General features: G+C 67.8%; 11 protein-coding genes. 2 read left to right on the top strand and 9 right to left on the bottom strand.

The genetic code is table 11. From position 1 onward, the window contains the following. Positions 1–60 precede the first annotated feature (60 nt). The 6 genes from BMW87_RS25885 to BMW87_RS25860 all read right to left on the bottom strand — a co-directional run bounded on the left by BMW87_RS25885 (position 61) and on the right by BMW87_RS25860 (position 9050). Positions 61–4122, bottom strand: a complete 4062-nt coding sequence (locus tag BMW87_RS25885) for a translocation/assembly module TamB domain-containing protein (RefSeq protein ID WP_093079740.1) — start codon at positions 4120–4122, stop codon at positions 61–63. 9 nt (positions 4123–4131) lie between these two features. Beyond that, positions 4132–6072: an autotransporter assembly complex protein TamA gene (locus BMW87_RS25880; protein WP_093079738.1), complete on the bottom strand. Its 1941-nt coding sequence runs from the start codon at positions 6070–6072 to the stop codon at positions 4132–4134. Positions 6073–6134: 62 nt separating this feature from the next. Further along, complete coding sequence (locus BMW87_RS25875; RefSeq protein WP_093057530.1) at positions 6135–7322, bottom strand: vWA domain-containing protein; 1188 nt, start codon at positions 7320–7322, stop codon at positions 6135–6137. A 16-nt stretch (positions 7323–7338) separates the two neighbouring features. Beyond that, positions 7339–7926, bottom strand: a complete 588-nt coding sequence (locus BMW87_RS25870) for a GNAT family N-acetyltransferase (protein ID WP_093079735.1) — start codon at positions 7924–7926, stop codon at positions 7339–7341. A gap of 19 nt (positions 7927–7945) precedes the next feature. After that, positions 7946–8191 carry a hypothetical protein gene (locus BMW87_RS25865; protein ID WP_093057533.1) on the bottom strand — a complete coding sequence of 82 codons (246 nt, stop codon included), beginning with the start codon at positions 8189–8191 and terminating at the stop codon, positions 7946–7948. Positions 8192–8195: 4 nt separating this feature from the next. Continuing rightward, positions 8196–9050, bottom strand: a complete 855-nt coding sequence (locus tag BMW87_RS25860; protein ID WP_093057534.1) for an AAA family ATPase — start codon at positions 9048–9050, stop codon at positions 8196–8198. Between the two features lie 160 nt (positions 9051–9210). Here BMW87_RS25860 and BMW87_RS25855 point away from each other — a divergent pair, with 160 nt between their 5' ends. Further along, positions 9211–9903: a c-type cytochrome gene (locus BMW87_RS25855; protein WP_093057535.1), complete on the top strand. Its 693-nt coding sequence runs from the start codon at positions 9211–9213 to the stop codon at positions 9901–9903. A 66-nt stretch (positions 9904–9969) separates the two neighbouring features. On the opposite strand, the gene pcaG is transcribed toward BMW87_RS25855, so the two are convergent. Beyond that, positions 9970–10578, bottom strand: coding sequence for a protocatechuate 3,4-dioxygenase subunit alpha (pcaG, locus tag BMW87_RS25850; protein ID WP_093079733.1), 609 nt, complete (start codon positions 10576–10578; stop codon positions 9970–9972). Positions 10579–10595: 17 nt separating this feature from the next. Then, positions 10596–11321, bottom strand: coding sequence for a protocatechuate 3,4-dioxygenase subunit beta (pcaH, locus tag BMW87_RS25845; protein WP_093057537.1), 726 nt, complete (start codon positions 11319–11321; stop codon positions 10596–10598). A 104-nt stretch (positions 11322–11425) separates the two neighbouring features. Between pcaH and BMW87_RS25840 the strand changes: the two genes are divergently transcribed. Then, positions 11426–12415: a LysR substrate-binding domain-containing protein gene (locus tag BMW87_RS25840; RefSeq protein ID WP_093079730.1), complete on the top strand. Its 990-nt coding sequence runs from the start codon at positions 11426–11428 to the stop codon at positions 12413–12415. 4 nt (positions 12416–12419) lie between these two features. Here BMW87_RS25840 and BMW87_RS25835 read toward each other — a convergent pair whose 3' ends face one another. Next, positions 12420–12854 (bottom strand): DUF1841 family protein, encoded by a 435-nt coding sequence (locus tag BMW87_RS25835; RefSeq protein WP_093057539.1) that lies wholly within the window; start codon positions 12852–12854, stop codon positions 12420–12422. Positions 12855–12943 lie beyond the last annotated feature (89 nt).

The following is a 12943-nucleotide window of genomic DNA, read 5'->3' as shown; positions in this document are numbered from 1 at the left end:
TATCACGCGCGCAAGACGCGGGTCAAGACCGAAGTCCGGCTACCGCGGGACAACCCGCGCTCAGTCGTACTTCACGGTGTAGATCAGGTCGAGCCCGCTCGTCTGCCCCGCCTGCCCGCGCAGCGTGAGCCGCGTCGTCAGGTCGTAGAAGATGAAGATCGTGCCGAAGGTGCCGCCCAGGCTGCGTTCGTAGGTGAGGTAGAAATCTTTCGACAGCCGCTTGCCCAGCGTGACCGCCGACTCGCGCAGGTCGCCGCCGCTGCCCGGCCCCTTGAAGCCGAGTTCGTCCAGCCCGAAACGGCTGGCCAGGCTGCCGCCGCTGCCACTGCCGCCGATCTTGCCGAGCAGCGACAGCGCGGCCTGCTGCAGCAGCGCGGATTCGCCGCCGCTGGTGGCCGAAGCGCGGCCCAGGATCACCCATGACAGCGTTTCGGCATCGGACAGCGCGGGCTCCGAATACAGCTTTACGCGCGGCGATTGCGCGGTGCCGGTGATCTGCACGCCCGCGCGCTGCGACAGGTTCGGGCGAATCGCCAGGACGTCCAGCGCCGGGTTGTCGAACGGCCCGTTGAAGCGCGCCACACCGGTTTCCACGTCGAGCTGCTGGCCGTAGGCGCGGTACTGGCCTTTCACGGTCTTCACCTCGCCGGTGATGCGCGGCGGGGCATTCAGCCTCGTGCTGCGGATCTCCAGATCGCCTTCGAGCCGCGTGGTGATGCCGCGGCCCTGCACCGCGAAGTCGTCGCCAAGGTCGAAGTTGATGACGATATCCGGCGGCTTGGCGGTCTGCGGCTTGGCGGCCTGCGCGTCGGCCTGGGCGGATTCGCGCTGCGCCGTCTCGGTGGCCTCGCGGTCCTTGGCGGCGGAGCGCACGACGACGTCGCTGCCCAGGCTGGGCGCGGTCTCGTCGGGCAGGATGATGACGGCGCGGTCGGTCTTGAGCTTGCCGCGCACATTGAACTGGCCGTTGTCGAGCCGGGCCTGCACATCGCCCGAGAGCGTGACCTGCCGGTCGGTGCGCACCAGCACGCGCAACGCGCGCAACTGGCCCTGCAGGGCCATGCGGATGCCCGAGGCCGTTCCGCTGGCGGGGCCCCAGCTGAGGTCGCCGTTGGCCGAGAGCGTGCCGCCGTCGCTGCGGGCCTCGCTGGCCGAGGTGCTGCGGTTGCCGCTCTGGCCGGCGATGCGCGTGGAGCTGCCGGTGCCGCCCTTGAGCGTGAATTCGGTGATCTCGATGCGCTCGCCGCTGAGCGTGGCGCGCAGGCGGCCATCGCGCAGGTCCAGCCCTTCGACCGGTGCGCGCAGCGCGAGCTTGTCGGCGCCCAGCGTGCCGTTCCAGCGCGGCACGGCGCGGTTGCCCGACAGCGTGGCCCCGGCGTCGAGCGTGCCGGCAATGCGCCAGCCCGGCGGCGCGAGCATCGACCACACGCCGAGGTTCGGCAGCGCGGCCTTGATGGTGCCGCCCAGCGGTGCGTCGGGCGCCCACTGCCAGCCGCCGGCGCGCTGCTGCACGCGGGTGTTGATGTCGGCGTCGATCTTGCCGGCGCGTTCGCTGTCCCACGCGAGAACGGCGTGCACCGCGTCGCCTTCGGCATCGAGCCGCAGTTCGGCCTGGCGCAGGCCGGCCGGCGTGCTGGGCGCGTCGCCGTTCCCGGAGGAGGAGTTCATCGTGCGTTCGCTCGCAGTGCCCGTTCCGGTGCTGGTGATGCGCGTGACGAGCGCGGCCTCGCCGGCCTGCACGCGGATGTCGCCGCTCTGGCGCCCGATGCGGGCCTTGGCGCGCAGCGTGTCGCCGGCGTCGATGTCCCAGTCGCCGTTGAACATCAGGTCGCCGCTGATGCCGTATTCGCCCAGCGTGGTATTGGCGCCGAACGCGCCGGCCCAGGCCATCGGCAGGCCCTGCAGCTGGCCCTTCGACTGCACGCGGAACACGCGGTTGGGCGCCGCGCCGCTCTGGCTGAAGCGCAGCGGCTGCCAGTCGATGCGCACGGTGCCGGGCACCGGGCCGCGCAAGGTGGCCGCGGCGGCGGATGCTTCGACGTCGAGGCGGGGTGCGTTGCCGCTGGTGGTGCGGATGGTTGCGGTGACTTCGCGGCTCAGCTCCAGCACCCACGGGTCGCCGGGGCGGGCGCTGTCCTGTGCCTGCAGCTTCAGGCTGGCCAGCGCCGCGCGCCATTGGCCCGTGCCGGCGATGCCGCCGCTGGCGCGGGTGTCGATGTTGAACTTCTGCGTGCCGGTGGCGGCTTCGCCCTTCAGCGTGAGCGAGGCCTGCGCGAGGCTGCCTTCGAGATCGGCGCGCAGGTCGCGCAGTTGCACGGCGGTTGCCGTACCGCCAGGTGTGGCCGAGGGCAGGCTCAGGTCGAGCCGCGGCACGCCGAGCACGGCCTTGAGGCTGGGCTCGGCGCCGCGCTGCGCGGGCGCGTTGGCGTTCTGCAGCCGGCGCTGGATGGTCTGCCAGCCGCCTTGCCAGCTGGCGTCGAGCTTCGCCGAGCCCTTTGCGCTGGCGTTTGCGAACACGCCGGACAGTCCCGGCAGGCTTTGCACCCAGCGCTGCACGGTGTCGGCATCGTCGATGCTGACCTTGATGTCGCCACCACCCGCAGACGGCGCAATGCGGCCATCGACCTGCGCGCTGCCGCCCGGCAGCACGAGGTTGAGCTTGCCGCTTGCCGCCTGCTCGGCCACGCGCACCTGCAGCCGGCCGTCGACGCTGGCGCGCTGGGCTTCGATGCGCAGTGTGCGCAGGTCGAGCACCTGGTCTTTCCACTGTCCCTGGGCCAGCGCGCGGTCGAGCGCGAAGCCGGGCAGGGCCTTGCTGCCGGCGCCGCCCTCTGCGCGCAGCGCAGCGTCGAAGGTGACGGTGCTTTCCTTCTGTTCGGCCTTGATCTGGCCGCTGACGGGCGCACCCGAGAGTTCGGTGTACAGCGCGCCGGGCCGCACGCCGCGCACCGTGGCCTGCGCCTGCCACGGCGACGGCGCGGGGCTCCACTTGCCGGCCGCGTCGATGCGTCCGCCGCCCGCGCGCACGGTGGCTTCGGGAACGCTCCAGCTCGTGCCATCGAAGCCGACCTTGGCCTGCACCTGTTCGAGCGGCAGTTTCTCTTTGTCCCACGGGCCGGGCACGGCATTGCGGATGTCGGCCGAGGCCTTCCATGCGGCGGGGCCGGTGTCGGCGTCGGGCTGCAGTTCGACCGTGCCGGTGAGCTGCGTCTGGGGCGCGCCGGGCCACAGGCTCGACGCATCGACGTTGCGCAGGTCGGCCTTCGCGTCGATCACCGGCTGGGGCAGCCAGGGCGCGATCTGTGCCTGCAGGCTGGCTTCCATCGGCGCATCGGCGTTTTCTTCGGCCGGCTTCAGCTCGGCCGCTACCTGCAGCCGCGCGGCGGTGCCGGCGAGCGTGCCCTTCACGGTGGCGGTGGCGAGCACGTCAATGTTGTGGTCCTCGGCCAGCGGCGCCTTCACGCGGCCGTCGAGCGATGCATCAATCGCCATGGGCGCGGGGCCTTGCAGCTTCACGCGGGTGCTGTAGTGGCCGTCGGCGATGTCCACGCCCTTGACTTCCAGCACGTGCTCGGCGGCCTTGTAGCTGTAGCTGCCCGAGAGGTTGAGCGCCTGCAGCGCGGGCGGGCCGGCCCAGCGCACTTCGTCGATGCGGAAGGGCAGCTCGACCTCGATCGGCAGCGCGAGCTGTTCGAGCGGCTCGGTGGGCTTGTCGCTGGGCGGGCCGCGCTTTTCGATGAGCACCTGCTTCGCGTGCACCTCGCCCAGCTGCACCTTGCGTTGCAGCAGCGGCGCGAGCTGCCAGCCGATGGTGGCCTCGTTCACTTCGACGGCGATGCTCTCGCTCTGGTACTTGAGCCAGCCGATGTGGCCGCCGGTGCGCAGCGAGCCGCTCACGTCGCGGCTTTCGAGCGTCTGCCCGACCGGCAGCCGCTGCGCCGCCTGCGCGATCGCGAAGGCGAGCGAGGTGTTCGAGCCCAGCCACCACCACGCGCCCGCGACCAGCAGCACCACGGCGAGCAGCAGGCCGGCCACGGTCCAGGCCAGGGCGCGCATTGCCCGGCGCGCGCGCGAGCGGCGGGGGGCGAGGGGCGTTGGCGTGGGGTCTGCGTCGGTCTGCATCGAAAAAAATCAGAAGGTGAAGCCGAGGCGGAAGTGCAGGCGGAATTTCTTCGAGTCCACGCCGTAGGCCAGGTCGGCCTGCACCGGCCCCACGGGGCTGCGCCAGCGCGCGCCCACGCCCACGCCCACCTTGGGCTTGAGCTCGCCGGGTTTGTCGGCCACGGCGCCGGCATCGGCGAACACCACGCTCTCCCATTCGGTGAGCTTGCCGTTGTAGACGAAGGGGCGCTGCCACTCCACGCTGGCCACGCCGAGGTAGCGGCCCGCAACGGTCTGGCCGTCGGCGCGCACGGTGCCGATCTGCTTGTAGCTGTAGCCGCGCACGGTGGTGTCGCCGCCGGTCAGGAACATCAGCGTGGACGGGATCTGCGCGCTGTCTTTTGCCGAGACCGCGCCGGCCTCCACGCGCAGCTGCAGGCGGCTGCGGCGCGCGCGTGCTTCCTTGTCGTCAGCCGAGCCCAGCGGCAGCACGCCGAGCCAGCGCGCGTAGGTGCGCGTGAAGGGCGTCTGCTCGCCGGTGAGCGTGTAGCCCGCGGCCACCTCGAGCGCGAGGCCGAAGCCGCGCGAGGGCGACGCGTTGTCGTCGAAATAGCGGCCGGTCCAGCCCCAGTTGGCCGTCACGGCAGAGGCCGAGGGCGGTGCGTTGATGCCGCGGTTCTGCGCATAGTCGTACTGCAGGAAGTAGCTGCGGTCGATGTGGTCGCCCGACTTGCTGCGCCCGCCTCGCAGGCGTCCGCTGTCGACCACGTAGCTGCCCGATTGCTCGCTCTTCAGTTCGGCGCCCGAGAACCATTGCCAGCCCCGGTCGTCGGGAATCGCTTTCCACTCGGTGCCGAGCGACTTGATGTCGTTGTCGACCGACAGCCGCGAGACGGAGCGCCAGCCCAGCAGCGGAATCTGGTTGTGGATGTGGTCGATCGACAGGCGCGGCCCGTTGTCGGTGGTGAAGCCCACGCCCATCACCACCTTCTGCAGCGGTGCCTCGCGCAGCTGCGCGATCACGGGCGCGGCCAGCGGGTTGCCGCTCTCGGTATCGAGCGTGAGGAACACCGAGTCGTAGTAGCCGCTGCTGGCCAGGCGCTGCTGGGCATCGAGCAGCTTCTGCTGGTCGTAGTCGGTGCCGCTGGGCAGGCGCGCGATGCGGCGCGCGCCGTCGGGGTCGTAGCGCTGGATGCCGTGCAGCATGAGCGGACCGAACTTGTAGGCCGGGCCTGACTGGTAGGTGACGCTGAGGCGGACCTCGCTGCGGTCGGCGTCCACTTCGGCGCGGCTGATCTCGATGCTGCCGGTGGGAAAGCGCTTGGCCGTGAGGCTGCGCAGCGCGGTGGTCTTGGCATCGTCCCAGGCCTGCTGAGTGAAGGGCTGGCCGGCGCGCAGGGCCCAGTTGGTGCGGATCGAATCGCGCTGCGCCTCGGCGGTTGCGTCGTTTGCGATGGGGCCGCCGTAGCTGATCTGCACGTTGCTCACCTTGGTGCTCTCGCCGGGCGAGACGGTGATGACGATTTCGCGCGGGGCCTTGGTGCTTTCGGGTGTCTCGTTGAGTTCGAGCGTCAGCGTGGGCGAGAAGTAGCCCATGGTGCCGAGCAGCTCGCGTGCATTGGCTTCGGCGGCCACCATGAGGCGGGAGATTTCGGTGGCGCCGAGGTCGTCGAGCTCGCGGTAGCGCTGGATCTCGAGGTGCAGCTTGAGGTAGTCGCGCACGGCCTCGGGGCCGCGCACGTCGACGGTGAAGGCGTCGCGCTTGTCGGTTTTTTTCTTGTCGTCGTCCTTGCCGTTGTCAGTGGCGGCAGTGCTGTCGGCGGCACCGCTGCGCACGAGGCCGGCCGCGGGCTTGTTGTCTTCGGGCGCATCTTTCTTCGGCAGCAGGCTGCAGCCTTGCAAGAGCAGGACGCCGGAAAAAAGCAAAGCCGGCCACCATGCCGGCGAAGAAACTGAAACCACCCTGACCATGGGCGGATTCTGACAGCAAGATTCGCCGGTTCCTGAAGCGTCCGGATACAGATGGCTTCGTCCTACTTGGACAGCATGCGCATCGCGTCTTCGAGGCCTCGCAGGGTCAGGGGGTACATGCGGTTCGACATGAGCTGCTGCATCACCGCGATGCTCTGGCGGTACTGCCATACGCCTTGCGGCTCGGGGTTGATCCACGCGAACTTCGGAAAGGTGTGCGTCAGGCGCTGGATCCACTCGGCGCCGGCCTCTTCGTTGTTGTATTCGACGCTGCCGCCGGGCTGCAATATCTCATAGGGGCTCATCGTGGCGTCGCCGACGAAGATGAGCTTGTAGTCCTTGTTGTACTTGCGCAGGATGTCCCAGGTCGCGAACTTCTCGGAGAAGCGGCGCTTGTTGTTCTTCCACATGAAGTCGTACACGCAGTTGTGGAAGTAGAAGAATTCGAGGTGCTTGAACTCGGTCTTCACGGCCGAGAACAGCTCTTCCACGCGCTGGATGTGCTCGTCCATCGTGCCGCCCACGTCCATCAGCAGCAGCACCTTGACGTTGTTGTGGCGCTCGGGCCGCATCTTGATGTCGAGGTAGCCGGCATTGGCCGCGGTCGAGTGGATGGTGTCGTCGAGGTCCAGCTCTTCGTCGTGGCCTTCGCGCGCGAACTTGCGTAGCCGGCGCAGCGCGACCTTGATGTTGCGCGTGCCAAGCTCCTGCGTGTCGTCGTAGTCCTTGTAGGCGCGCTGGTCCCACACCTTCACTGCGCTCTTGTTCTTGCCCGCGCCGCCGATGCGGATGCCCTGCGGGTTGTAGCCGCCGTTGCCGAAGGGCGAGGTGCCGCCGGTGCCGATCCACTTGCTGCCGCCCTCGTGGCGCTCCTTCTGCTCCTCGAAGCGCTTCTTGAGCGTTTCCATGAGCTCGTCCCAGCCCATCTTCTCGATCTTGGCTTTTTCCTCGGCGGTGAACTCACGTTCGAGCGTCTTCTTGAGCCAGTCGAGCGGCACTTCCTTCGTGAAGTCGGTCAGCATCTCCACGCCCTTGAAGTAGGCGGCGAAGGCACGATCGAACTTGTCGTAGTGCTTCTCGTCCTTCACGAGCGCGGTGCGCGAGAGGTAGTAGAAGTCGTCGATGCCGTAGGCGCCGTCGGAGTTGGGCCCCACCACGTCGGCCTGCAGGGCTTCGAGCAGCGTGAGGTATTCCTTGACCGACACCGGCAGCTTGGCCGATCGCAGGGTGTAGAAGAAGTCGATGAGCATGGGCGCTCCTTGTGTTTCAGCCGCGCGGCTTGTCGAGCAGGTACAGCAGCTGGGCCTTCACTTCGGGCCATTCGCCCGCGCGCAGGCTGTACATGACGGTGTCTCGGATGGTGCCGTCACGGCGCATCACGTGGCCGCGGATCACGCCGTCTTTCTTCGCGCCCAGGCGCTCGATGGCGCGCTGCGAGGCGAAGTTGAAGTTGTCGGTGCGCCAGCCCACGGTGTTGCAGCCGAGTGCGTCGAAGGCATGCGTGAGCATCAGCAGCTTGCAGGTGGTGTTGACGTGCGTGCGCTGGCAGCGCGCGGCGTACCACGTGTAGCCGATCTCCACGCGCTTTACGCCCGGCAGGATGTCGTGGAAGCTGGTGCTGCCGAGCACGGTGCCGGTGGCCTCGTCGGTCACTGCGAAGGCGAAGCGGTCGGCGGTCTTCAGCGCGGTCTCGATGTAGGCGCGCGTGTCCTGCGGCTCGGGCACCGAGGTGACGCGCAGCTTCCACAGTTCGCCGTCGGCGGCTGCGGCGCGCAGGCCTTCTTCATGAGCCAGCGACAGCGGCACCAGCGCGATGCCGCGGGCCTTCAGCGTGACGGGTTCGACGAACGCCATTTCAGACTCTCTTGTGTTTTCAGCCTTTGGGATCGCCATACTTGCGCACGTACCAGGCGCGCGCCAGTTGCACCCCGCCACCGCCGCCCAGGCCGATCAGCAGGATCCCGAAGATTTCCTTGTTGCCGTAGCCGGCGGCGCCGAAGGCATCGAGGCCCAGCAGCAGCCCCAACCCGCGGCCGAGCAGCGCACCCAGCACGAACAGCACTGCCTGGGCAATGCCCAGCTTCATCAGCTGCCCCGTGGGATGCGGCGTCTGGCTCATGGACTCAGCGGTTGTTGCGTTGCATGAAGACGAGCTTCTCGAACAGCGTCACGTCCTGTTCGTTCTTGAGCAGCGCGCCCACCAGCGGCGGCACGGCGACCTTGTCGTCCTTGCTCTGCAGCGCTTCGAGCGGAATGTCTTCGGCCACCAGCAGCTTGAGCCAGTCGAGCAGCTCGGAGGTCGAGGGCTTCTTCTTCAGGCCGGGCAGGTTGCGCACGTCGTAGAAGGTCTTCATCGCGGCCGTGAGCAGCTCTTGCTTCAGGCCAGGGAAGTGCACGGCGACGATGTGCTTCATCGTCTCGGCATCGGGGAACTTGATGTAGTGGAAGAAGCAGCGGCGCAGGAAGGCGTCGGGCAGTTCCTTCTCGTTGTTCGAGGTGATGAACACCACGGGGCGGTGCTTGGCGCGGATGAGTTCGCGCGTCTCGTAGCAGTAGAACTCCATGCGGTCGATTTCGCGCAGCAGGTCGTTCGGGAATTCGATGTCGGCCTTGTCGATCTCGTCGATGAGCAATGCCACCGGCTGGTCGGCCGTGAAGGCCTGCCAGAGCACGCCCTTGATGATGTAGTTCTGGATGTCCTTGACGCGCTCGCCGCCGTCGACGTCTTTGAGCTGCGAGTCGCGCAGGCGGCTCACGGCGTCGTATTCATACAGGCCCTGCTGCGCCTTGGTGGTCGACTTGATGTGCCACTGCAGCAGCGGCAGGCCGAGCGACTGGGCCACTTCCTCGGCCAGCATGGTCTTGCCCGTGCCGGGCTCGCCCTTGACGAGCAGCGGGCGCTTGAGAGTGATGGCCGCATTGACCGCGAGCATCAGGTCCTGTGTGGCGACGTAATTGTCTGAGCCCTGGAATTTCATGAGTGAGATGAGTGAGACGGAGGCTGGGGTGGAGAAAAGAACACACTCGACACGCGTTGTGCAGCCTCAGGGTTGGCCTGCACAGGGTTCCAGGGGACCCCTGCATATAATCGAATGTTGATTCGAAAAACTGTACTCTCCACGAGATTGTGCGCGCAAAATGAACAAGTTGTTGACCACGATGTTTGCCCTTGCTGTCGCTTGCGTGACGGTCTCGGCTGAAGCCCAGCAAGTCACTGGCAAGGCCCAGGACGGAGCAAAGAAGGTTGCGATGTGCGTGGGCTGCCACGGCATCATTGGCTATCAGGCCAGCTTCCCGGAGATCCACAAGGTGCCGATGATCGCCGGCCAGAGCGCCACGTACATCACGGCCGCGCTCACCGCATACAAGGGCGGCGACCGCAAGCATCCCACCATGCGTGCCATTGCCGACACGCTCACCGACCAGGACATCGCCGACCTCGCTGCCTATTACAGCCAGTTGGGTCTGAAGGACGGCAGTGCACCGCCGGCCACGCTGGCCAAGGCCACGCCCTCGAACGTCGAGGCGCTCATCACCCGCAACGCCGACAACAACTGCACCAAGTGCCACGGCGCCAACTTCAACACGCCGAACGACGGCACCGTGCCCAAGCTGGCCGGCCAGCATGCCGACTACCTGTTCGTCGCGCTCAAGTCGTACCGCGTGAAGAACAACCCGCACCTCGGCCGCTCGAATGCGGTGATGGGCCAGCAGGTCGAAGACAAGAAGTTCACCAACGCCGAGCTCAAGACGCTGGCCAGCTACATCAGCTCGTTGCCCGGCGAACTGAAGACGGTGCCCGAATCGCGCATTCACCACGGCGCCGAATAAGCGCTTCGCTCATAACAAAAAAGCCCGCTGCGAGCGGGCTTTTTTGCGTCCGGGATTTCCCTGAGATCAGACGTCGAAGAAGGCAGTCTCGTCAGTGCCCTGCATGCGGATGTCGAAGCGATACGTCACTGCGCCGCCTTGCTCCACGCGCTCGGCGATCAGCGTGTGGCGGCGATCGGCTGGCACGCTCTGCAGCACTGCGTCTTTCGCGTTGGCTTCGGCTTCGTCGCTGAAGTACACGCGCGTGAACGCATGCAGCAGCAGGCCGCGCATCAGCACGATCACGTTGATGTGCGGCGCTTCGCCGGGCGATTCGGCGCCGGGCTTCACGGTGTGGAACACGAAGCGGTTGCCTTCGGCGGTGCCCGTGCCGACGCGGCCGAAGGCGCGAAAGCCCATGGCGCGCGCCTCGTCGGGCGTCTGCGGGTAGCGGCCTTCGCCGTCGGGCTGGCTGATCTCGACCAGCGCGTCGTTGATCGGGTTGCCGTCGCCGTCGATCACCCGGCCTTCGAGGCGGATGCGCTGGCCTGTGGCCTTGTCGAGCGCCAGCACGGCGTCGAAGGGCTGGTCGAAGTCGTAGCCGTACTGCGTGGCGGTGAGGCCGTAGGCGAAGTAGGGGCCCACGGTTTGCGAGGGGGTCTGGCCGAAGTCGGCTTCCTGTGCGGTCATCAACATGGTGTGTGTCTCCTGGCTCAGCGGTTCTCGAAAGGCGTTTCGTCTGCGCCGCGCAGCACGATGTCGAACTGGTAGCCCAGTGCGTAGCCCTCTTCGGTGATGTCGAGGCTGAAATCGGCGATGAGACGGTTGCGGTAGCGCTCGGGCGTGCCGGTGATCATCGGGTCGTACTGCATCAGTGGGTCGCCGGGGAAGTACATCTGCGTGACCAGGCGGCTCGCGAAGCTCTGGCCGAACAGCGACAGGTGGATGTGCTGCGGGCGCCATGCGTTCGGGTGATTGCCCCAGGGGTAGGCGCCGGGCTTGATGGTGAGAAAGCGGTAGCGGCCTTCGCTGTCGGTCAGGCAGCGGCCCGCGCCCAGGAAGTTCGGATCCAGCGGCGCGTCGTGCTGGTCGACCTTGTGCACGTAGCGGCCGGCGGCGTTGGCCTGCCACAGTTCGACCAGCGTGTTGGCCACCGGGCGGCGGCGCTCGTCGAGCACCTGGCCGGTGAGGATCATGCGTTCGCCCAGCGGTTCGCCGTTGCGGCGCGCGTTGCGCGTGAGGTCGTTGTCGAACTCGCCGATGCTGTCGTGGCCGTACACCGGCTGCTGCAGTTCGCCGAGCGAGGCCTTCAGCGGAATCAGCGGCTTCTGCGGGCCACGCTTCACGGTGGACTTGTAGCCGGGGTAGACATAACTGGGGTGGGCTTCCCAGTCGCGCGGGGTGAGGATGGGCGAGGGGCCCTTGGTCTTGGTCAACATGTACGTTGTCTCCTGTCGTGGGACGAATCCGGAAGCCGCCACTTTAGAAGCGGCATCCGATGATGTAAATTGAAGATTGCTCCGTTCTCAATAACCAGAAGGCATTGAAAGACTCCGCCGATCTTCGCCAGGACTTCGTGCGCAATGTGCAGTTGCGGCACCTGCGCTGCCTCGTTGCCGTAGCGCAGGAGCGCCACCTCGCGCGCGCGGCCGAACGGCTGGCGCTGAGCCAGCCGGCCGTGTCGAAGACGCTCTCCGAGCTGGAGGCGATTGTCGGCACGCGGTTGGTCGAGCGCAGCAAGGCCGGCCGGCGCGGCGTGCAGGGCCTCACGGCCGCCGGCGAGCAACTGCTCGCGCATGCGCTGCGCGTGCTCGAAGCGCTCGATGCCAGCGCGCAGGCCGTGGCGCCGGCGGCTGGCGGGCGCGTCGAGCGCTTGCGCATCGGCGCGCTGCCGAGCGTGGCGCCGGCCCTGCTGCCGATTGCGCTCGCACGGCTGCGCGACAGCCGGCCTTCGGTGCAGATCGTGGTGAAGAGCGCCGCCAACCCCACGCTGCTCGACGAGCTGCGCGCCGGCGAGCTCGACCTGGTGGTCGGCCGCATGAGCGATCCGCGCCTGATGGGCGGCCTGAGCTTCGAGCTGCTGTACACCGAGCCGCTGGTGTTCGCCGTGCGCGCGGGCCATCCGCTGGCGCTGAAGGCGGCGTCGGTGCAGGCGGTGCTGGCTTATCCGCTGGTGGTGTACGGCGAGGGCACGATCCCGCGCCACAACACCGAGAGCTTCCTGTCGGCGCGCGGCCTCGTGTTGCCGGCCAACGCATTGCAGACGCTCGACGTGGCGGTGGCGCGCGCGCTGGTGGCGGTGTCCGATGCGGTATGGATCACGCCGCTGGGCGCCGCGCGCGGCGAGCTGGCGGACGGTCGCCTCGTGCGGTTGCGCATCGAGACAGCTGGCACCGAAGAGCCGGTCGGGCTGCTGCAGCGCAGCGATGCCGAGCCTTCGGCGCTGCGCGGCGCCATGGCAGCGCTGCTGCGCGAGGCTGCGAAGCAGCAGGGCGCGGTGCCGCAGCGGCCCCGGAAAACCTCTCGCGGCTAACTGGCTAGTCTTTCGTGGCCCTGCGCTGTACGCAGGCCACGTAGCCCTCGCCATCCGGCGGCCGGCCCGCGCGCTGGCTCTCCCACATCATCTGGCCCAGGCAGTCCATCGCCTCGTGATGCGCATGCAGCAGCGAGCCGCGGCGCGCTGCCAGCAGCTCGACGGCCTGGCGGATGCCGCGCGGCTGGTCGATGGAGCACTGCTCGCTGATCGACAGATGCATCGACAGATGAAGGAACGGGTTCTCGCGCCCGTTCGATCCGTCGTACACCCGCGCCACCGCCGCGTCGGCATCGACAAGGTCCTCGTGGTACTCGGGGTGCTCGTCGATCCAGCCGGCCGCGATGGTCTCTAGCGCTTCCATCGGCAGGCCCTGCCGGTGCTTGGCGTACACGTCGCAGAAGAAGCGGCGCACGTCTTCCTGGGAGGGATTGAACATATATAGATAGAGCAGAAGAAAAAGAGGGATGGGAGCCGTGTGTGGGGGCCGTGTTTGCGAGCCGTTTCGCAGGCGGCTTCGGGAGCTTG

It is taken from the genome of Variovorax sp. OV084 (assembly GCF_900111625.1).
Taxonomy (GTDB): domain Bacteria; phylum Pseudomonadota; class Gammaproteobacteria; order Burkholderiales; family Burkholderiaceae_C; genus Variovorax.
Note: the sequence above shows the minus strand (reverse complement) of the source record. Positions and strands in the feature narration are given on the sequence as shown.